Origin of the sequence: Thiomonas sp. 13-64-67, assembly GCF_002282795.1 — a bacterium.
Taxonomy (GTDB): Bacteria; Pseudomonadota; Gammaproteobacteria; order Burkholderiales; family Burkholderiaceae_C; genus Thiomonas; species Thiomonas arsenitoxydans.
Genome location: NZ_NCKP01000005.1, coordinates 20,510 through 39,944 on the forward strand (window position 1 = coordinate 20,510; position 19,435 = coordinate 39,944).

17 protein-coding genes are annotated in these 19,435 nt (G+C 64.2%); 14 read left to right on the top strand and 3 right to left on the bottom strand.

Annotation, left to right across the window (positions count from 1 at the left end; translation table 11 throughout):
- The first annotated feature begins 93 nt into the window (after positions 1-93).
- From B7X30_RS02120 to B7X30_RS02180, 13 genes are all read left to right on the top strand, one after another.
- On the top strand, positions 94-2,793 hold the full coding sequence (locus B7X30_RS02120) for a motility hub landmark protein FimV (RefSeq protein ID WP_286728799.1): 2,700 nt from the start codon (positions 94-96) through the stop codon (positions 2,791-2,793).
- Between the two features lie 55 nt (positions 2,794-2,848).
- Positions 2,849-3,622: a tRNA pseudouridine(38-40) synthase TruA gene (gene truA / locus B7X30_RS02125; RefSeq protein ID WP_286728800.1), complete on the top strand. Its 774-nt coding sequence runs from the start codon at positions 2,849-2,851 to the stop codon at positions 3,620-3,622.
- Between the two features lie 6 nt (positions 3,623-3,628).
- Positions 3,629-4,294 carry a phosphoribosylanthranilate isomerase gene (locus B7X30_RS02130; protein WP_286728801.1) on the top strand — a complete coding sequence of 222 codons (666 nt, stop codon included), beginning with the start codon at positions 3,629-3,631 and terminating at the stop codon, positions 4,292-4,294.
- A gap of 47 nt (positions 4,295-4,341) precedes the next feature.
- Positions 4,342-5,577, top strand: coding sequence for a tryptophan synthase subunit beta (gene trpB, locus B7X30_RS02135; protein WP_286728802.1), 1,236 nt, complete (start codon positions 4,342-4,344; stop codon positions 5,575-5,577).
- A gap of 77 nt (positions 5,578-5,654) precedes the next feature.
- Entirely contained in the window at positions 5,655-6,452 is a 798-nt protein-coding gene (gene trpA / locus B7X30_RS02140; protein WP_286728803.1) for a tryptophan synthase subunit alpha, read from the top strand.
- Between the two features lie 9 nt (positions 6,453-6,461).
- Complete coding sequence (gene accD / locus B7X30_RS02145) at positions 6,462-7,337, top strand: acetyl-CoA carboxylase, carboxyltransferase subunit beta (RefSeq protein ID WP_013106595.1); 876 nt, start codon at positions 6,462-6,464, stop codon at positions 7,335-7,337.
- A 50-nt stretch (positions 7,338-7,387) separates the two neighbouring features.
- Positions 7,388-8,713, top strand: coding sequence for a bifunctional tetrahydrofolate synthase/dihydrofolate synthase (gene folC / locus B7X30_RS02150; protein WP_286728804.1), 1,326 nt, complete (start codon positions 7,388-7,390; stop codon positions 8,711-8,713).
- Positions 8,710-9,558: an SPOR domain-containing protein gene (locus B7X30_RS02155; protein WP_286728805.1), complete on the top strand. Its 849-nt coding sequence runs from the start codon at positions 8,710-8,712 to the stop codon at positions 9,556-9,558. The genes folC and B7X30_RS02155 overlap by 4 nt, the downstream gene beginning before the upstream one ends.
- Before the next feature lie 17 nt (positions 9,559-9,575).
- Entirely contained in the window at positions 9,576-10,046 is a 471-nt protein-coding gene (locus tag B7X30_RS02160) for a CvpA family protein (RefSeq protein WP_286728806.1), read from the top strand.
- A gap of 40 nt (positions 10,047-10,086) precedes the next feature.
- Positions 10,087-11,589 (top strand): amidophosphoribosyltransferase, encoded by a 1,503-nt coding sequence (gene purF, locus B7X30_RS02165; RefSeq protein ID WP_276726966.1) that lies wholly within the window; start codon positions 10,087-10,089, stop codon positions 11,587-11,589.
- Positions 11,586-12,800, top strand: coding sequence for an O-succinylhomoserine sulfhydrylase (locus B7X30_RS02170; RefSeq protein WP_286728807.1), 1,215 nt, complete (start codon positions 11,586-11,588; stop codon positions 12,798-12,800). The genes purF and B7X30_RS02170 overlap by 4 nt, the downstream gene beginning before the upstream one ends.
- A 41-nt stretch (positions 12,801-12,841) precedes the next feature.
- Positions 12,842-14,251 (top strand): glutamate--tRNA ligase, encoded by a 1,410-nt coding sequence (gene gltX / locus B7X30_RS02175; protein WP_286728808.1) that lies wholly within the window; start codon positions 12,842-12,844, stop codon positions 14,249-14,251.
- Between the two features lie 140 nt (positions 14,252-14,391).
- Positions 14,392-14,649 (top strand): hypothetical protein, encoded by a 258-nt coding sequence (locus tag B7X30_RS02180; RefSeq protein WP_013123851.1) that lies wholly within the window; start codon positions 14,392-14,394, stop codon positions 14,647-14,649.
- Positions 14,650-14,773: 124 nt separating this feature from the next.
- On the opposite strand, the gene B7X30_RS02185 is transcribed toward B7X30_RS02180, so the two are convergent.
- The gene (locus tag B7X30_RS02185) at positions 14,774-15,814 is read right to left on the bottom strand and encodes a quinone-dependent dihydroorotate dehydrogenase (protein WP_286728809.1); all 1,041 of its coding nucleotides are present in this window, start codon (positions 15,812-15,814) and stop codon (positions 14,774-14,776) included.
- Between the two features lie 75 nt (positions 15,815-15,889).
- Here B7X30_RS02185 and rpiA point away from each other — a divergent pair, with 75 nt between their 5' ends.
- Positions 15,890-16,552, top strand: a complete 663-nt coding sequence (gene rpiA / locus B7X30_RS02190) for a ribose-5-phosphate isomerase RpiA (RefSeq protein WP_156054660.1) — start codon at positions 15,890-15,892, stop codon at positions 16,550-16,552.
- A 12-nt stretch (positions 16,553-16,564) separates the two neighbouring features.
- Here the strand turns inward: rpiA and B7X30_RS02195 are convergent, their stop codons facing one another.
- Together B7X30_RS02195 and B7X30_RS02200 are read right to left on the bottom strand one after the other, a co-directional pair.
- Positions 16,565-17,221: a glutaredoxin family protein gene (locus B7X30_RS02195; protein ID WP_286728810.1), complete on the bottom strand. Its 657-nt coding sequence runs from the start codon at positions 17,219-17,221 to the stop codon at positions 16,565-16,567.
- 120 nt (positions 17,222-17,341) lie between these two features.
- Positions 17,342-19,414, bottom strand: a complete 2,073-nt coding sequence (locus B7X30_RS02200; RefSeq protein WP_286728811.1) for a M3 family metallopeptidase — start codon at positions 19,412-19,414, stop codon at positions 17,342-17,344.
- Positions 19,415-19,435: the final 21 nt, after the last annotated feature.

Genomic DNA, 19,435 nt, shown 5'->3' on the forward strand with positions numbered 1-19,435 from the left:
TGGCGCATCAACTTGTCAGCCTAATTTGTTGATGATATGGTGAAATTTGACGCAATTTAGTTCTGCAGCCGCAGAGAAATTCGCGCATTCGACATGATCAAAAATTGGGGGGCAGCCGACATGCTGCGACAGAACACTCGACGTCTGGCCCTGGCAATCGCCTTGGGCGCAACTGCTGGTCAGGCCTATGCATTCGGCCTCGGGGGCATCAAGGTGCAGTCCGCCTTGGGCCAGCCCCTGAGGGCGGAAATCGACATTACCCAGATCAGCGCTGACGAGGCGTCTTCACTGCAGGTGGGTGTTGCGGCGCCCGATGCGTTTCAGGCGGCCAAGCTGCATTACAGCAGTGCGCTGTCGGGCGTGCGGATCAAGCTTGAGCGCAGCCCGGAAGGCCGCGCCTATCTGCGCGTCACGTCCAACAGCCCGATCAACGAACCCTTTCTCGATCTGCTGATCCGTGCGCAGTGGGCCAATGGCCAGTTGAGTCGCGACTACACCCTGCTGCTCGATCCGCCCAATTTCCAGAGCACTCCCACACCGACTCAGGTGCCGGTTCAGACCGCCGCACCGTCGCCCGCGCCCGCCATGCCGGCTGCACCCTCGGTGTCGAATGCCGCTAATGCGGCCAATACCCCGACCCCGGCGATGCCGGTTGCGCCCGCGCTGCAAACGCCGCAGCCTTCGGTGAATGCGAAAAAATCGTCCGCCAAGTCCGCTGCGGCTCCCGGCCAGTATGTGGTCAAGCGGGGCGACACCCTGAGCAAAATCGCCAACGCATCGGGTGTGCAGTCCGTCTCGCTCGACCAGATGCTCACGGCCATTTACCGCGCCAACCAGTCGGCCTTCATCGACGGAAACATCAATCTGGTGAAGACGGGCAGCGTGCTGCAAATGCCCACCGCTGAACAGGCGCAGGCCGTTTCGCAGCCCGAAGCGCGCCGTTTCGTTCTGGCTCAGAGCGAGAGTTTCAACGCCTACCGCCGTCGTCTGGCGGAAATGGGCGGGCAGGCCAAGCCGCAGTCGCAACGCGAGGTGACGGGCAAAGTCCAAGCCCAGGTTCAGGAGCCTGCTGCCACAGGCGCGCAGGCTGAAAGCAAGCTCAAATTGAGCAAGGCCGAGGTGGCTGGCACGCAGAAGGCCCAGCAGATCGCCGACAAGAAGCAGGAAGCGCTCGACGAACAGAAGATCAAGCAGTTGCAGAAAAATGTCGACGAACTCAGCGCGCTGTCCAAGCAGGCGCAGACCGTCGCAGCGGCCAAACCGCAAGCCGCCGCACCCGCGGCAACCGTGGCCCCCGTGGCAAGCAAGGCTGCCGCGGCGCTGACCGTGCCGGTGAAGAGCCCCACACCCGCGCCGGTGGTTGCTGCCTCGGCGTCTGCGAAACCGGCCGAGGCACCCAGCGCGGCGGCGGCCGTCGCAACCGCTTCGGCGGCGCATGTCGCATCGGCTGCCAAGTCGGCGTCGGCGCCTGTGGCCGCTTCGGCTCCCGCATCCGCCCCTGCGCCCGCGCCAGTGGCGAAGCCTGTGCCCCCGAAGGTCGTCAAGCCTGCCCCAGCCGAGCAGGAGAGTTTCTTCAGCAGTCTGCTTTCCAACCCCTTGCTGTTGCCCGTGGGCGGCGCTTTGGTGATTCTGCTGCTGTTGCTCGCTTGGCTGGCGCAGCGCAAGAAGGCGGCAAAGTCGCAGCGCGACGTGTCGGTCTTCGATAGTCGCATGAGTGTGGCCGACAGCTTTTTTGGCGGCACGGGTGGCGAGCGCGTCGATACGCGCAATGGCAATATGAGCTCCACCTTCTCCTCCAGCCAGCTCGACACCAATGACGTCGATCCGGTGGCCGAGGCCGATGTATATCTGGCTTACGGCCGCGATCTGCAAGCCGAAGAAATCCTCAAGGAGGCCGTCAAGACCAACCCCGACCGTCTGGCAGCGCGGCTCAAACTGCTGGAAATCTACGCCAAACGCAAGGATTCCCGCTCCTTCGAAGTGGGCGCCGCAGAACTCTTTGCGTTGACGCAGGGCGTGGGCGAAGACTGGAAACGCGCTCAAGATCTCGGTCGCAGTCTCGACCCGGTCAACCCGCTGTATCACAACACCGTGCTCCCTAGCACGTTGGGTGCGCCGTCGACCATGCCGCAGACAGAGTTCCCGGCGGCCACCCCCACCGCTTTGGCTGCGCTGACTCCGCAAACCTTGCCCAGCACCGAAATGCTTTCGGGCGTGGAAACGGCCGCGGCCAAGACGCCGATGCCAGAGCATCTGGACCTGGATCTGAGCTTGCCGATGGGCGAACCGGCTCCTGCAGCGGCAACTGCGTCACCCGCCGTTCCTTCTCTGCCCGAAATCGAGGTGCCCTCGGCATTCTCCAGCGCGCCGCCGACGCCCGAAAAAGAGCCCGGCAAAGCCGCGGATGCTGATTTCCTGTTGCCGGGCGGCCTGGACTTCAATATGCTGTCCGATTTTGGCGCGCCCGCCTCGACGCTCGGTGCCGCTGAGACTGCCGCTGAGACCACGAAAGCTGCCGCACATGACAACGCGCTTGAGTTCGATCTGAGCAGCATTTCCCTGCAGGACAGCGAAGTCAAATCGCTCGAGGAATCGCACACCGAACCGCCCAAGCTGGAGTCGCAGTTCAGCGAGTCCAGGCCCTCTCTCGATCTCCGTCTGGAACTCGCGGCAGAAAGCATGGCTATCGGCGATAACGAGTCGGCGCGCAACCTGCTGGGTGAGGTGATTGCCGAAGGCGACCCGCTACTCAAGAAGCGCGCGCAGGACATGCTGGACAAGATTGGCCGCTGATTCGTCCTCTGCCTCCTCCGGCCCGAAAGTCGGGCGTCCTCTGCTCCGAGTCGCGTTGGGCCTGAGTTACGGCGGTACCTCGTACTGCGGCTGGCAGAGCCAGCCGGGCGGCTGCGGTGTGCAGGACTTTCTGGAGCGGGCGTTCGCGCAGTTTCTGGGCGTTCCGACTCGCACCATCTGCGCCGGACGCACCGACGCCGGGGTGCATGCCCTCGGCCAGGTGGTGCACCTCGATACGCCTTTGCAGCGTGAGCCGTCCTCCTGGGTGCGCGGGGTCAATGCCTTTCTGCCACGCGACATGGCGGTGCAATGGGCGCGAACCGATTTGCCACAGACTTTTGACGCCCGCCGCAGTGCCTACCAACGCCGGTATCGCTATGTGCTGCGCAACCGTCCCGTGCGCCCGGCGCTCGATCACGCGCGGGTGGGCTGGACGCATCGCCCACTCGATCTCGATCTTTTGCGCGCCGCTGCGCAGTGCCTGCTCGGCGAGCATGATTTCAGCGCATTTCGCTCCAGCGAATGCCAGGCGCTGAGCCCGGTCAAGACGCTGCATGCGATTGAGATTGCGCGTTATGGTCACACCCTGGTGTTCGACCTGCGTGCCAACGCCTTCTTGCACCACATGGTGCGCAATATCGTGGGTAGCCTGCTGGCCGTGGGCAATGGCTCCAAGCCGGTGAGTTGGCTCGCCGAAGTTCTGGCCAGCCGCGACCGCCGCCTGGCGGCGCCGACCTTCATGCCCGACGGGCTTTATTTCCTCGGCCCGGATTACCCGGCAGAATTCAACCTTCCCTCGCCACCTACCCAGATCGGCCTGACGATCTGATCTCCGATGTCCGAAACGCCGCCCCCCCTGTCGCTCTCGCGCCCCCCGCGCCACCGAACCCGCATCAAAATCTGCGGGATTACCCGGGTGGAAGACGCGCAGGCGGCCGCTAGCAGCGGCGCAGATGCCATCGGCCTGGTGTTTTACCCGCCCAGCCCGCGCAACGTGAGCGTCGCGCAGGCGCGCGACATCGCGCTCAGCCTGCCGCCTTTTGTCTCGGTCGTCGCCCTGTTTGTGAATGCCGCGCCAGACCTTGTCGAAGAGGTGATCGACCAGATTCGTCCCGCGCTGTTGCAGTTCCACGGCGATGAAACCCCGCAAGACTGTGCCCGCTATCGCCACCCCTACATTCGCGCGGCGCGCATGCGCGAAGGGCTGGATTTGTTAGACTTCGCTTCTCGTTTTTCCACTTCTCAAGCTCTCGTTCTGGACACGGATCAGCCCGGATACGGCGGGGGCGGCGAGGTTTTCGATTGGTCACGCATTCCCGCAAACGTCGCGCTTCCCCTCGTTTTGTCTGGTGGGTTGCATGCTGCAAATGTGACGCATGCCATCCGGCAGGTGCGTCCGTGGGCGGTTGACGTCAGTTCCGGCGTCGAAGCGTCCAAGGGCATCAAGAGCGCGCAGCGCATCGCCGAGTTCATCGCCGCGGTTCGCGCTGCAGACCTGTAGATCGCGCCCGGGCACAGCTTCCGCCCGGCGCCAGACGAGACCCCACCATGTTTGACTATGCCTACCCCGACGCCAGCGGCCATTTCGGCCCCTACGGCGGTAGCTTCATTGCCGAAACCCTGAGCCACGCGCTGGAAGAACTCCAGGCGGCTTACGACCATTACAAAAACGACCCGCAGTTCCTGGCTGAATACCGCTACGAACTCAAGCACTTCGTCGGCCGTCCCAGCCCGGTTTATCACGCCGCTCGCCTGAGCGACAAACTCGGCGGCGCGCGCATTTACCTCAAGCGCGAAGACCTCAATCACACCGGCGCGCACAAAATCAACAACACCATCGGCCAGGCCATGCTGGCGCGTCGCATGGGCAAACCGCGCGTCATCGCCGAAACCGGCGCGGGACAGCACGGCGTGGCCACGGCCACCATCGCCGCGCGTTATGGCATGGAATGTGTGGTGTATATGGGCAGCGAAGACGTCAAGCGCCAATCGCCCAATGTCTATCGCATGAATCTGCTGGGCGCGCGCGTGGTGCCGGTCGAATCGGGCAGCAAGACACTCAAGGATGCGCTCAATGAAGCGTTGCGCGACTGGGTCACGCATGTCGAAGACACCTTCTACATCATCGGCACCGTCGCGGGGCCGCATCCCTACCCGCAGATGGTGCGCGATTTCCAGCGGGTCATCGGCGACGAATGCCTGGAGCAGATGCCCGAGATGACCGGCCGCCAGCCCGATGCGGTGATCGCCGCCGTGGGCGGGGGCAGCAACGCCATGGGCATTTTCTATCCCTACATTCCCTATGAATCGGTGCGGCTCATCGGGGTCGAAGCCGCCGGTCTGGGGCTGGACACGGGTAAGCACGCGGCCTCGCTGTCCGCTGGCACACCGGGTGTGCTGCACGGCAACCGCACCTATCTGCTGCAGGACGCCAACGGTCAGATCATCGAAACGCATTCCGTGTCCGCCGGGCTCGACTATCCCGGTGTCGGCCCCGAGCATGCCTGGCTCAAAGATCTCGGGCGAGCCGAGTACGTCGGCATTACCGACGACGAGGCTCTGGCGGCCTTCCACGAACTGTGCCGTATCGAGGGCATCATCCCGGCGCTGGAATCCAGCCACGCTCTGGCGCATGCCATCAAGCTGGCGCCGCAAATGCGTCCCGACCAGATCATTCTGGTCAATCTCTCGGGGCGCGGCGACAAAGACATCAACACCGTGGCCGAGCGCGAAGGCGTGAGCTTCGACACCCTGTTCGCCCGCCAGTCCGGAGCCACAAAATGAAACAGCCCCCTGACTCGCTGCGCTCATCTCCCCCCGAGGGGGTGTCGGTTCCTTCGGGGCGGCCGCGCGGAACCGACATGAACCGCATCGACCAACGCTTCGCCCAGCTTCGCGCCCAGAATCGCAAGGCGCTCATTCCCTACATCGCTGCAGGCGATCCCGCGCCTTCAGTCACCGTCGCGGTGATGCACGCCCTGGTGCAGGGCGGGGCCGATGTGATCGAACTCGGCGTACCGTTTTCCGATCCCATGGCCGACGGCCCGGTGATTCAGCGCGCCACCGAGCGGGCCATTGCAAAAGGCATCGGGCTGCCCCAGGTGCTCGATTTCGTGCGCGATTTCCGCCAGACCGATGCCGTCACCCCCGTGGTGCTGATGGGTTACGCCAACCCGGTGGAGCGCTACGGCGTGGAGGCCTTTGTGGCTGCGGCCAAGACGGCGGGCGTGGATGGCGTGCTCATCGTCGATTACCCGCCGGCGGAGAGCGAGGCTTTTGCCGCGGCGCTCAAGGCTGCAGATATCGCCCCGATCTTTCTGCTCGCCCCTACCAGCACGGACGCGCGTATGGCCGATGTGGGCCGTATCGCCAGCGGCTATGTGTATTACGTCTCGCTCAAGGGCGTGACGGGCGCGGGCCATCTCGACACCTCAGCCGTGGCGGCCATGCTGCCCCGCATCCGCGCCCATGTGCAGGTGCCCGTGGGAGTAGGATTCGGCATTCGCGATGCGCAGACTGCGCGCGCGATCGGCCAGCTGGCCGATGCCGTGGTCATTGGTTCGCGACTGATCGAATTGATGGAGGCGCAGCCCGCAGAACAGGCGGCAGAGGTTGCGCGCGGCTTCATCCAAGACATTCGCCAGGCGCTCGACGCTTAAGGAGACCCTATGAGTTGGCTGGAAAAGCTCCTCCCTCCCAAAATTCAACAGACCAGCCCGCAGGATCGGCGCCAGGTGCCCGAAGGCCTGTGGATCAAGTGCCCGTCTTGCGAAACCGTGCTCTACAAATCGGATCTGGAGCTCAACCAGAACGTCTGTCCGAAGTGCGGCCACCACCTGCGCATCGGTGCACGGGCGCGGCTCGACGCGTTGCTCGACCCCGAAGGCCGGTACGAGATCGGTCAGGAAGTGTTGCCCATCGATCCGCTGAAATTCAAGGACAGCCGCAAATATCCCGATCGCCTCAAGGAGGCGCTGGAAAACACCCAGGAGACCGACGCGCTGATCGTCATGGGTGGCGCCATCCAGACCCTGCCGGTGGTGGTGGCCTGTTTCGAGTTCGAGTTCATGGGCGGCTCTATGGGCTCTGTGGTCGGCGAGCGTTTCGTGCGCGGGGTGCAGGCGGCCATCGAGCAGAAGGTGCCTTTCATTTGCTTTACCGCCACGGGCGGCGCGCGCATGCAGGAAGGCTTGCTCAGCCTGATGCAGATGGCCAAGACCAATGCCGCGCTCACCCGCCTGTCCGCAGCCGGGCTGCCGTTCATCAGTGTTCTCACCGACCCGACCATGGGCGGGGTGTCGGCCAGTTTTGCCTTCATCGGCGATGTGGTGCTGGCCGAACCCAAGGCGCTGATCGGTTTTGCCGGCCCGCGGGTAATCGAAAACACCGTGCGCGAAAAGCTGCCCGAGGGTTTCCAGCGCGCTGAGTTTCTGCTGCAAAAGGGCGCGGTTGACCGTATCGTTGACCGCCGTGAGCTGCGCGGCGAACTCGCGCAAATGCTGGCCATGCTGCTGCGTCAGCCTGCCGACGCGATCGCTTCCTGATTTCCTCAGACTTTCCCGTCGTTCGCAGCCGCGGGCGACGGGCTTTGCGTATGTCTCCCACACCCCACACTCTGGACGGCTGGCTAGCCCACGCCGAGTTGCTGCATGCCCGCGTGATCGACCTGGGGCTTGAGCGCGTGCAGGCGGTGCGCGCGGCGATGAAGTTGCAATTCAGCTGCCCGGTCATCACCGTGGCGGGCACCAATGGCAAGGGCTCGACCTGCGCCATGCTCGAAGCCATTCTCATGGCGGCGGGCTACCGCGTGGGCGTCTATACCTCGCCGCATCTGGTGCATTTCGAGGAACGCTGCCGCTTCGCAGGGCAGACGGTGAATGCGCAGGACTTGTTGCCGCATTTCGCCGCTGTCGAGCAGGCCCGGCTGACCGCAGGCGAGGGCGGCGCGGCGGTGAGTTTGAGCTATTTCGAGTTCACCACCCTGGCCATTCTGTCGCTGCTTGCCAGCCAGCGGCTCGACGCCGTCATTCTCGAAGTCGGGCTAGGCGGGCGGCTCGATGCGGTGAACATCATCGACACCGACTGCGCCATCATCACCAGCATCGACCTCGATCACATGGAGTTTCTCGGCCCGGACCGGGAGTCCATCGGCCGCGAGAAGGCGGGCATCATGCGGGCCGCGAAGCCCGCCATCGTCAGCGACCCGCAGGCGCCGCAGTCGGTGCGGGATCACGCCGAGGACATCGGCGCCGATCTCTGGCTGGCCGGACGCGACTTTCACTACACCCACCTGCCGCAGCAATGGGGCTGGCAGGGGCGCGCGCAGCGTCGGCACAGCCTGGCGTTTCCGGCGCTGCGCGGCGCCAATCAGCTGCTCAACGCCAGCGGCGTGCTCGCCGCGCTGGAGGCCTTGCAGGCCGCCCTGCCGGTAGCGGCGCAGGCGGTGCGCGAAGGCTTTGCGCGAGCGGAGCTGCCCGGTCGCTTTCAGGTGCTGGCGGGGCAGCCCACGCTGGTGCTCGATGTGGGCCACAACCCGCACGCCATCGCCGTGCTGGCGGAAAACCTCGACAGCATGGGCTACTTTCCCGTCACCCACGCGGTGTTTGGCGCCATGGCCGACAAAGACATCCCCGGCATGTTGCGCCGCATGTTGCCGCTGGTCGACGTCTGGCATCTTTGCGACTTGCCGACGCCACGAGCCGCGTCGGCAAAAGAGCTGGCGGCTCACCTGCTCGCCTTGAAACCAGACGCCCGCCTCGCCCAGCATCCCGACCCCTTGCAGGCGTTGCGCGCCGCGGCGGCTGCCGTGGAGCTGGCCGATAGAATCGTGGTGTTCGGCTCCTTCTACACCGTGGGCGGTGTGATGCAGGAGGGGCTGCCCCGACTTCACGGCAAGCATCTCGTTTCCTCCCCGCAATGACCTTTGGCGCTCCCCGTAATTCCGCCCGTCGCTCCTCCAGAGGCGATGACTCCGATTCGCAAAGCCAGGACAGTCTGCGAGCGCGCGCGCGTCGGCGTCTGATCGGCGCAGTGGCGCTGGTGCTGCTCGGGGTGATCGTGTTTCCGCTGGTGTTCGATTCCAAGCCCAAACCGGTGCCGTCGAACATCGCGCTCGATATTCCCTCGCAGAGTAAGGCGCCGGGCCTGGCGGTGCCCGCTTCCGCGCCCATGCTGCCCGCGGCGTCCAGCGTGGCCGTGCCCTCGGGCGAACGCGCGGCCGTGGCGCATGCGGCAAGCGCCACGGCCGCGGCCCCCGCGCCAGTTCCACCCGAGCCGGTGGTGGCCTCGAAACCGGCGCCCCAGCCAATACCTGCAGCGCCCAAACCCAGTCCGGTACAGCAGGCGGAGCCGGTTGCCCCCCCGCCAGCACCCAAGCCACCCGCCCCGACACCCGAGCAGGCACGGCAACTGGCCAGTGCGCGCCAGGCCCTTGCGGCACTCGAAGGCAAATCGCCCGACCAGATTTCCACTGCGCAGGCCGAGGCGGCGCTGGCGAATAAAAAGCACGCGGTGCAGGAAGACGCAGCCCCCTCGAAGGCGCGATTTGTGGTGCAGGCAGGCGCGTTTGCCGACGCGCATGCCGCCCAGTCCGTGCGGGCCAAAATTGAAAAAGCCGGATTCAAGACCTATACCCAGGTGGTCGATACCGCGCAGGGCAAGCGGGTTCGGGTGCGCATCGGCCCCTTTGCCACGCGCGATGAAGCCGAGCGGGCCTTGCGCAAACTGCAGGCGCTGGGTCTCAGCGGTGCGGTGCTGACGCTGTGAGTCCGCTGGACTGGTTCATGCTCGTCGTCATGGGTTTGAGCGTGCTGATCAGCTTGTTGCGCGGCGCCGTGTATGAAATCGTCACCTTGCTGGGTTGGATCGGGGGCGTCTGGTTTGCGGCGCACTTCGCGCCCAGCCTGGGTGCAAGGTATTTGCAGGCCATCGACAATATTGATATGCGCCTGTTGGCGGCCTATGCGATGTGTTTCATCGTGGTGGTGCTGAGCGCGGGCATACTCGCCTCGGTGCTGCGTTTGCTGTTGCGTGCAAGCGGACTGGGTATTTTTGACCGCAGCATGGGCGCGCTGATCGGTCTAGTGAAGGGCGTGGCGTTGTCGTTGTTGCTCGTCGCCCTTGGCGCGCAGACGGCGCTGGCGCAGAGCGCGATGTGGAAAACGGCGGTGCTCATTCCGCCGGCGCAGTCTTTGTTGCTGGTCATTCGCCCTTGGCTGCCCGCAGCTTTCGTCACCCATTTGCCGCAAGGCTGAAGTGTTTGGCTCTCCCCTCGTTTCCTGAAAGACCACTCCCATGTGCGGCATCGTCGGCGTCATTTCGCAGCAACCCGTGAACCAGCTTCTGTACGACGCGCTGCTGTTGTTGCAGCATCGGGGTCAGGACGCTGCGGGCATCGTCACCGGCTCGGGCTCCAAGCTCTATATGCACAAGGCGCGTGGCATGGTGCGCGATGTGTTTCGCACTCGCAATATGCGCGCGCTGCCGGGCGATTACGGTATCGGCCAGGTACGCTATCCAACCGCGGGCAACGCCGAAAGCGAGGAAGAGGCGCAGCCGTTCTACGTCAACGCGCCGTTTGGTCTGGTGCTGGCGCACAACGGCAATCTGATCAACGCGGTGGCGCTCAAGCGCGAGCTGTTCAATAACGATCACCGCCACATCAACACCGAGTCGGACACCGAGGTGTTGATCAACGTGCTGGCGCACGAGATCGAGCGCCGCACCCACGGGTTGCCGCTCTCAGTCGACGATATTTTCGCCGCGGTGCGCGCGGTGCACCTTCGCTTGCGCGGTTCGTACGCCGTGGTGGCGCTGATTGCCGGGCACGGCCTGCTGGCTTTTCGCGATCCCTTCGGCATTCGCCCCTTGTGCTTCGGTACGGCGGGCGAGGGCGGCGAGGTGATGGTGGCGAGCGAGTCGGTCGCGCTGGAAGGCACGGGCTACAAGTTCGAGCGCGACATCGCGCCGGGCGAGGCGATTTTTGTCGATCTGCAAGGCCGATTGCACAGCCAGCAGTGCGCGGCCGAGCCGCAGCGCAATCCCTGCATCTTCGAGTACGTCTATCTGGCCCGGCCAGACTCTGCGCTCGACGGCGTTTCGGTCTACCGCGCCCGTTTGCGCATGGGCGAAACGCTGGCGCAGCGGGTGATCTCGGTGCTGCCGCCCAGCGAGATCGATGTGGTCATTCCCATACCCGAATCCAGTCGGCCGTCGGCCATGCAACTCGCGCACAGGCTGGGTCGGCCGTACCGCGAGGGTTTCGTCAAAAACCGCTATGTGGGGCGAACCTTCATCATGCCCGGACAGGCGGTGCGCAAAAAGTCGGTGCGGCAAAAACTCAACGCCATCGGCCAGGAATTCGCCGGTCGCAACGTGCTGCTGGTGGATGACTCCATTGTGCGCGGCACCACTTCGCGCGAAATCGTGCAGATGGCGCGTGAGGCCGGGGCGCGCAAGGTGTATCTGGCGTCTGCCGCGCCGCCGGTGCGCTATCCCAATATCTACGGCATCGACATGCCTACGGCCTCGGAGCTGGTGGCGCACAACCGCAGTGTCGAGGAAATCCGCCAGATCATCGGCGCCGATGTGCTGATCTACCAGGATCTCGACGCCATGAAACGGGTGATCCGCGAGATCAACCCCGAGATCGTCGAGTTTGAGGCTTCGTGTTTCGACGGCTGCTACATCGCCGGCACCTTGCCGCCCGATGAAGGCAAGAACCGGGGCGAAGGCGTGGCACCCAACACCGGCCGGCTCAGCCTGCAAGGGGCCGAGGAGCAGGGGCAGCTGTCATGACCGCGCAAGACCGAAGCGCCCCTGATCTCGCGCTCGATACGCTGGCCGTGCGCGAGGCCTTGCCGCGTTCGCAATACGGCGAGAACAGCGAGGCGCTGTTCCTGACCAGCAGCTTCGTGCATCCCGATGCGGCGACCGCCGCTGCCCGTTTCGCCGGGGAGCAGGACGGTTTTGTCTATTCGCGTTTTTCCAATCCCACTGTCTCCAGCTACGAGCAGCGGCTTGCCGCGCTCGAAGGCGCGGAAGGCTGCATGGCCACGGGCAGTGGCATGGCCGCCATTCTGCTGCTGGCGATGGCGCTGCTCAAGGCGGGCGATCATGTGATCTGCTCACAAGGGGTGTTCGGCTCCACGATCAATCTGTTCGGCCGCGAACTGGCCCGCTTCGGCGTAGAGACCACGTTCGTTTCGCAAACTGACGTGTCGCAATGGGCGGCGGCCCTGCGGCCCAATACCCGGCTGCTGTTTGCCGAAACGCCGTCCAATCCGCTGACCGAGGTCTGCGACATCGCCGCGCTGGCCGATCTGGCGCACGACGCCGGCGCCCAACTGGTGGTGGACAACTGCTTTTGTTCACCGGCCTTGCAGCGTCCCCTCGATTTCGGCGCCGACTGGGTGATTCATTCCGGCACCAAATACCTCGACGGACAGGGACGGGTGATCGCAGGCGCGGTGTGCGGCAAAGCGGCGCCGATCCACGACAAGCTGCTGCCCGTGCAGCGCACCATCGGCCTGTCGCTCTCGCCCTTCAATGCCTGGGTGGTGCTCAAGGGCATGGAAACCCTGGGTGTGCGCATGATGGCGCACAGCGCAGCCGCCTTGGCAATGGCGCAATGGCTGCAGGCGCAGCCTGCTATCGGCCGGGTGTTCTATCCCGGCCTCGATACCCATCCGCAGCATGCGTTGGCCATGCGTCAGCAAAAGACCGGGGGTGCCGTGCTGTCGTTCGAGCTCAAGGCCGACGATGCGCAACAGGCCAAAGCGCGGGCATTTCACCTCATCGACCACACCCGCATCTGCTCTATCACCGCCAATCTGGGCGACACCAAGACCACCATCACCCACCCGGCGACGACCACGCATGGCCGCCTGAGCGAAGCGCAGCGGCAGGCCGCAGGCATCGGCCAGGGGCTGATCCGCCTGGCCGTGGGATTGGAAGATGTGGGTGATCTTCAGCGCGATCTCAGCCGGGGTCTGCAGACCCTGAGCTGAGCACGTCTTCTTGTCCTTTTTTTCACTTTCCGAATTCGACGATGACCACCCAGCCGCACCGCGTTCGTACCCGCTTCGCTCCCAGCCCGACCGGATTCATCCATCTGGGCAATATCCGATCGGCACTTTACCCGTGGGCATACGCGCGGCACCACGGCGGCGACTTCATTCTGCGCATTGAAGACACGGATACCGAACGTTCGTCCGAAGAAGCCGTGCAAGTCATCCTGCAGGCGATGGACTGGCTCGGGCTCGATTATGACGAAGGCCCGTTCTATCAGATGCAGCGCATGCCGCGTTACCGCGAGGTGCTCGATCAACTGCGCCAGTCTGGCATGGTGTATCCCTGCTATATGTCCACCGCCGAGCTCGATGCCCTGCGCGAGCAGCAACTCGCCGCCAAGCAAAAGCCCCGCTACGACGGCACCTGGCGGCCGGAGCCCGGCAAGGTGCTGCCGCCGATTCCCGAAGGCGTGCAGCCGGTGTGGCGCTTCAAGACGCCGACCACTGGCGTCGTGGCTTGGCATGATTTTGTCAAAGGCCGGGTCGAGATTCGCAACGAAGAACTCGACGATCTCGTCGTTGCCCGCCCCGACGGCACACCGACCTACAACTTCTGCGTGGTGGTGGACGACATCGACATGCAGATTACCGATGTGATCCGCGGCGACGATCACGTCAACAACACGCCGCGTCAGTTGCACATCTTCCAGGCCCTGGGCGCCAAGCCCCCGCGCTATGCCCACCTGCCCACCGTGCTCAACGAGCAGGGCGAGAAACTCTCCAAACGCAATGGCGCCAAGAGCGTGCTGCAGTACCGCGACGAAGGCTATCTGCCCGATGCGGTGGTGAACTATCTGGCGCGGCTGGGTTGGTCGCATGGCGATGCGGAGATTTTTTCGCGCGCCCAGTTTCTGGAGTGGTTCGATCTCGACCACCTGGGCAGCTCGCCGGCGCAGTTCGACGAGGCCAAACTGCGCTGGGTGAACGCGCATTACATCAAGCACACCCCTGCAGAGGAACTGGCTGCTCTCGTGCGTCCCTTGCTGGACAAGGACGGCATCGCCCACCAGACGCCTGATCTCGCGGCGGTTTGCGCCCTGCTGCACGACCGCGCCCAGACGCTACCCGAACTGGCCCAACAAACCCTGTTGTTCTATCGCCCCACCGCGCCCGACGCCGCTGCGCTTGAGCAGCATCTCGGTGCGCAGGGAAAGGCGGCCGCGGCGGATTTTCTGGCCCAGCTCACCGCCCTTCACGACTGGTCGCGCGAAGCGATCAGTGCAGCCCTCAAGAGCGTGCTCAAACAGCACGGCCTGAAAATGCCGCAACTGGCCATGCCCGTGCGCTTGATGGTCACCGGCCGAGATCAGACCCCCGCTGTCGACGCGGTGCTGGCCTTGCTCGGACGGGACACCGTTTTGCAGCGCCTCGAAAAATATCTCGGCTGATTCAATCCGGTTGCCGGGTCAAAGTAGGCGCTGAAGCTTACTTCCGGTTATAATTGTTGGGTGTTTAACGGGGCAATTTTTCTGTTGCATGTGGTATGCGGCAGACAGTGTTGTCCCACAGTTCCATCAGAGGGGTAAACGTGGCAAAAGCGACGACCACAGGCAAAACCAACGGTGTTGAACTCGAAGAGTCAAACTCCTCCACCACCACAAAATCGGCAGATCCCTGGGATTTGATGATGCAAAACGCCGAGGAAGTGGCCTCCACATTCCGCAAGCGGCCTCAAGTGAAAGTGTCTTCACCCTGGCGTGAAGGGTTTGGCAGACCGCTCTCCCAGCGGTCGCGCGAAATCTATGAGCACATCACCGCCAACAAAACCCGCCTGAAGCAAAAATAAGCGCTTTTTCATCGCTTTTCTTTTTTGGTGCTTTTTCGCGCCAAACCTTTCCAATAAAAGCGCCTGCAATCGACTTTGCAGGCGCTTTTATTTTGGCCGTCTTCTCGGGGCCAGGGGTTCAGGCTTACTCCCCTCGGCTGGCTTCAAGCGCGAGCGCCCTGGCGCACTCGCCCACCAGTTCCGGGCCGCGATAGATCAGGCCGGTGTAGATCTGAACCAGATCGGCGCCCGCGCGCAGTTTTTCGACCGCGTCGGCCCCGCTCATAATGCCGCCGACACCGATGATCGGCACGTTGTGGCCCAGACGCTGGCGCAGCCGCGTAATCACCCGGGTCGAGGCGGCGCGTACCGGCGCCCCGCTCAGTCCACCCGCTTCATGCGCATGGGCCAGCCCGGCCACGGCGTCGCGCGCCAGCGTGGTGTTGGTGGCGATGACGCCATCGAGGCCATGCGTCAGCAACTGATCGGCGATGACGTCGATGTCGGCGTCTTCAAGGTCGGGGGCGATTTTCAGCAGCATGGGCACATGGCGGCCATGCTGTTGCCGCAGGCGCTCGCGCGTGGCGGCGAGGCCTTGCAGCAGGCCCTGCAGGGCGGCGTCGGTTTGCAACTGGCGAAGGTTGCGGGTGTTGGGTGACGAAATATTGATGCTGACATAGTCGGCCTGGGTGTATACCCCTTCTAGGCCCAGCCGGTAGTCGTCGAGCGCCTGCTCGACCGGGGTGCTGGCGTTCTTGCCGATGTTCAGGCCGATAGGCACGGGGCGATGGCTGCGGCGCACATGACGCAAAAAAGCCTCCAGCCCGGCATTGTTGAACCCCATGCGATTGATCAACGCCTGCGCCTGTGGCAGCCGGAACATGCGCGGCTTGGGGTTGCCGGGCTGGGCGCGGGGAGTGACCGTGCCGACCTCGACAAAACCAAAACCCATCGCCGCGAGGGCGTCGATCGCCTCGCCATTTTTGTCGAGCCCAGCGGCCAGACCGACACGATTAGCGAAACGCAAGCCGAGAAGTTCCACCGGGTCGTGAACCGGCGCATGGGCGTACAGAATCGACAGCCCGGCAGAATGCGCCATGCGGATGCCGCTCAGCGTGAGGTGATGCGCCCATTCTGGATTGAGGCGGAACAAAATAGGGCGAATCAGCGGATAGGAGAGCGGCATGGAGAGCAGACGAGGTCGCTGAGCACAGGGCGGCGCAGCGATAATGAAGACTGACATTTTTCGTGAAGACCCGACATGACGCAAGACGAACTCAAACAGCAGGTCGCCGCGGCCGCGCTCACTCAGGTGCCGCAGGGCGAAATCATCGGAGTCGGCACGGGCTCGACGGTGAATTTTTTCATCGACGCCCTGGCTGGCATCAAGCACCAGATCAAAGGCGCGGTGTCGAGCTCCGAGCGTTCCACCGAGCGCCTGCGCGCGCATGGCATCACGGTGTATGACCTCAACGAGGTGGCGCAGCTTTCGGTCTATGTCGATGGCGCCGACGAAATCGACGCCTCGGGCGCGATGATCAAAGGCGGCGGCGGCGCGCTGACGCGCGAAAAAATCATCGCCGAGGCCGCAGAGCGCTTCATCTGCATCGTCGATCAAAGCAAGCTGGTGCCGGTGCTGGGTAAATTTCCTTTGCCGGTCGAAGTCGTGCCGATGGCGCGGGAACTGGTGGCACGCCGGTTGCGCGCCCTGGGGGGCGATCCGCGCGAGCGTTCAGGCTACGTGACCGATAACGGCAATCTGATTCTGGACGTTCACGGCCTGGAGATTGCGCAGCCGCGCGAATTTGAAACCCGTGTGAACCAGATTCCGGGTGTGGTGACCGTGGGCCTGTTCGCACTGCGCGCCGCCAACGTCGCCCTGATCGGCACCGCCGAGGGTGTGCAGCGGCGCGATTTTGTCTGACTAATTCTCTGACTAAAACTGAAAGCCCTTGGGGGCGTTCGGGTTTGGCGGTGGCAGCACGGAAGGTTCGGTCGGCACGCGCTTTTGTCCGGGGGCCGAAGCTTTCTGGGCTGGGGGCGGCACCAGCGCCACGGGCTGCGGACGCACATAGTCGCGCGGCAGTTCGCTCTTCTTCGGATAGCCTGCAGCATCGAGCGCGACGTCCCAATTGCTGGAACTGAAACCGGTGCTCAGTTTGGTGCTGCCGATGATCACCAGCGGGAGCTGGTCGCTGCCGTTCGACAAAGCCTTGTAGGCCTTGATGTCGGCATTGGTCGTGATGGTTTTTTCGGCGAAGGGAATGCCGCGCTGTTGCAGGTAGTCGCGTGCGGCATCGCAGGCCTCGCATTGCGGCGCGGTGTAGAGCGTGACGGGGTATTTGCGCGCCGCTTCACGCAACGCGACGGGAAAGCCGGCAAAGCTGCTGGGCGTCGCATTGCCGTTGGCCGACAACGACTGCACAGCCTTGCCCTGCGTGCTGCTGGGCGGTACATCGCTGAAGGTAACCGAGCCGTCCGGGCCGACGATCTTGTAAATCGCCCAGGCGGGCGTGCCCGCGGTCAGGCCGAGCGCCAATGCGGCGGAAAACACGAGGGCGTGGCGCGAAGTTCGTTTCGTCAGTCGTTTCATCGTTCTGTGCAGCAAGGGCCAAGACAAGCTGCAAGTGTGCCACGGCTGCGCCCAGGCTGGGCTGCGAGCGCGGTGTTTTCGCCACAGGCGGCGGGACGGGTTCGGGGCCATCGCGTGCGCTCAGCCGACTTCAGCCGCTTCAGCCGTCATACCGCTGTGGCGGAGCAGGGCATCGATGCGCGGCTCGCGGCCACGGAAGGCCTTGAACGAGTCGATGGCATCGCGGCTTCCGCCCACGGCGAGGATGGCTTGCTGATAGCTCTTGCCCACTTGCGGATTGAGCGGACCTTCTTGTTCGAAGCGCTCAAAGGCGTCGGCCGACAGCACTTCAGCCCATTTGTAGCTGTAGTAGCCCGCTGCGTAGCCCCCGGCGAAGATGTGGGAGAAACTGTTGACGAAGCGGTTGAACGCCGGTGGCTTCAGCACGGCGATCTCGTTGCGGTTCTCCGCCACCAGCGCTTCAATCGCTTCGGGGGAGAAAGTGCGCAAGTCGTGGTGCAGGCGCATATCGAGCAGAGAGAACTCGACCTGACGCAGGGTCTGCATACCGGACTGGAAGTTTTTCGCGGCCAGCATTTTGTCGAACAAGGCGCGCGGCATGGCTTGGCCGGTTTCCACATGATGGGTGAGAAAGCGCAGCACTTCCCATTCCCAGCAGAAGTTTTCCATCAGCTGGCTGGGCAGCTCCACCGCGTCCCATTCGACGCCAGAGATGCCCGACACGGCGATGTCGTCCACCTGGGTGAGCATGTGGTGCAGCCCGTGGCCGAACTCGTGGAACAGGGTCTGCACGTCGTCGTGGCTGAGCAGGGCGGGCTTTCCGCCCACGGGCGAGGGAAAGTTGCAGGTGAGGGTGGCGACCGGAGTTTGCAGCGTGCCGTCCGAGCGTAGCCAGCGCGAACGCACATGATCCATCCACGCGCCCGAGCGTTTGCCGTCGCGGGCGTACAGATCGAGATAGAACAAGCCGACGCTGCGACCCTCGGTGTTTTCGATGCGATATAGCTCGGCATCGGCGTGCCAGGCATGAATGTCGCCCTCCACCCGCCGCAGCTTCACGCCGAACAGGGTTTCGACCACGCGGAACAGCCCGGCGATGACGGTGGGCAGGGTGAAATATTGCCGCACTTCCTGCTCCGACAGGGCGTAATGCGACTGCCGCAGTTTCTCGGAGGCCCAGGCGATGTCCCAGGCTTCGAGCGGGGCCAGGCCAAGCTCTGTTTGCGCAAAGGTGCGCAGGGTGTCGAGGTCGCGCTGGGCGAAGGGACGGGCGCGGGCGGCGAGGTCGCGCAGAAAGTGCAGCACCTGCTCCGGGGTGTCGGCCATTTTGGGCACCAGCGAGACTTCGGCGTAGTTGGCGTAGCCGAGCAGACGGGCTTCTTCGTCGCGCAGGGCGAGAATTTCGGCCATGACGGCGGAGTTGTCGAACTTTGCATCGCCCAGCTCGCTGGCACGGGTGACGTAGGCGCGGTAGAGGCGTTCGCGCAGCGGACGATGTTCGCCGTGCTGCAGCACGGGCATATACGACGGATAGTGCAGGGTAAATTTATAGCCGGGTTTGCCGTCGCGCTCGGCGGCTTCGCGCGCGGCCTGCAGGGCGTCGGCCGGAATGCCGGCGGTTTGCTCTTCGCCAACGTATTCGGCATAGGCCGCTGTGGCATCGAGCACATGTTCGGAGAAGGTTTGGCTGAGCGCGGCCAGGCGCTCCTGAATTTCGGCGTAGCGGCTGCGGGCGGGGCCTTCGAGCAGCGCACCGCTCAAGCGGAAGTCACGCAAGGCGTGCTCGATGATGCGCTGGCGCGTCGGGCTGAGGCGGGAAAACTCGGCGCTGTCGTGCAGGGCCTGATATTGCCGCAGCAGCCCTTCGTTCTGGCCCAGCCGGGTCCAGAACTCGGTGACCTTGGGCAGCATGGCGTTGTAGGCGGCGCGCAGGGCGGGGGTGTCGGCCACGGCGTTGAGGTGGCCGACGACACCCCAGGCACGGCCCAGATGCTCGGTGGCGCGCTCCAGCGGCTCAACCACGGCGGCCCAGGTGGGGGCAGTGGTGGTTGCGGTGACCTGATCCAGCGTTTGTTCCGCCGCCTGAATCAGCGCGTCGAGCGCGGGCTCGATGTGCTCGGGTTTTACCGCGGCATAGTCGGGAAGATCGCGAAAATCACACAGCGGGTTGTTGGCGGGCAGAGCAAGAGTCATGGCGTCGGTCGGTGCATCAAG

Excerpts from the sequence above, each read along its gene's own strand:
- B7X30_RS02195 (WP_286728810.1), bottom strand. The coding sequence starts at position 17,221 with ATGAAACGACTGACGAAACGAACTTCGCGCCACGCCCTCGTGTTTTCC.
- B7X30_RS02170 (WP_286728807.1), top strand. The coding sequence starts at position 11,586 with ATGACCGCGCAAGACCGAAGCGCCCCTGATCTCGCGCTCGATACGCTG.
- B7X30_RS02120 (WP_286728799.1), top strand. The coding sequence starts at position 94 with ATGATCAAAAATTGGGGGGCAGCCGACATGCTGCGACAGAACACTCGA.
- B7X30_RS02200 (WP_286728811.1), bottom strand. The coding sequence starts at position 19,414 with ATGACTCTTGCTCTGCCCGCCAACAACCCGCTGTGTGATTTTCGCGAT.
- B7X30_RS02160 (WP_286728806.1), top strand. The coding sequence starts at position 9,576 with ATGCTCGTCGTCATGGGTTTGAGCGTGCTGATCAGCTTGTTGCGCGGC.
- B7X30_RS02155 (WP_286728805.1), top strand. The coding sequence starts at position 8,710 with ATGACCTTTGGCGCTCCCCGTAATTCCGCCCGTCGCTCCTCCAGAGGC.
- gltX (WP_286728808.1), top strand. The coding sequence starts at position 12,842 with ATGACCACCCAGCCGCACCGCGTTCGTACCCGCTTCGCTCCCAGCCCG.
- purF (WP_276726966.1), top strand. The coding sequence starts at position 10,087 with ATGTGCGGCATCGTCGGCGTCATTTCGCAGCAACCCGTGAACCAGCTT.
- trpB (WP_286728802.1), top strand. The coding sequence starts at position 4,342 with ATGTTTGACTATGCCTACCCCGACGCCAGCGGCCATTTCGGCCCCTAC.
- accD (WP_013106595.1), top strand. The coding sequence starts at position 6,462 with ATGAGTTGGCTGGAAAAGCTCCTCCCTCCCAAAATTCAACAGACCAGC.
- B7X30_RS02185 (WP_286728809.1), bottom strand. The coding sequence starts at position 15,814 with ATGCCGCTCTCCTATCCGCTGATTCGCCCTATTTTGTTCCGCCTCAAT.
- rpiA (WP_156054660.1), top strand. The coding sequence starts at position 15,890 with ATGACGCAAGACGAACTCAAACAGCAGGTCGCCGCGGCCGCGCTCACT.
- trpA (WP_286728803.1), top strand. The coding sequence starts at position 5,655 with ATGAACCGCATCGACCAACGCTTCGCCCAGCTTCGCGCCCAGAATCGC.
- folC (WP_286728804.1), top strand. The coding sequence starts at position 7,388 with ATGTCTCCCACACCCCACACTCTGGACGGCTGGCTAGCCCACGCCGAG.
- B7X30_RS02130 (WP_286728801.1), top strand. The coding sequence starts at position 3,629 with ATGTCCGAAACGCCGCCCCCCCTGTCGCTCTCGCGCCCCCCGCGCCAC.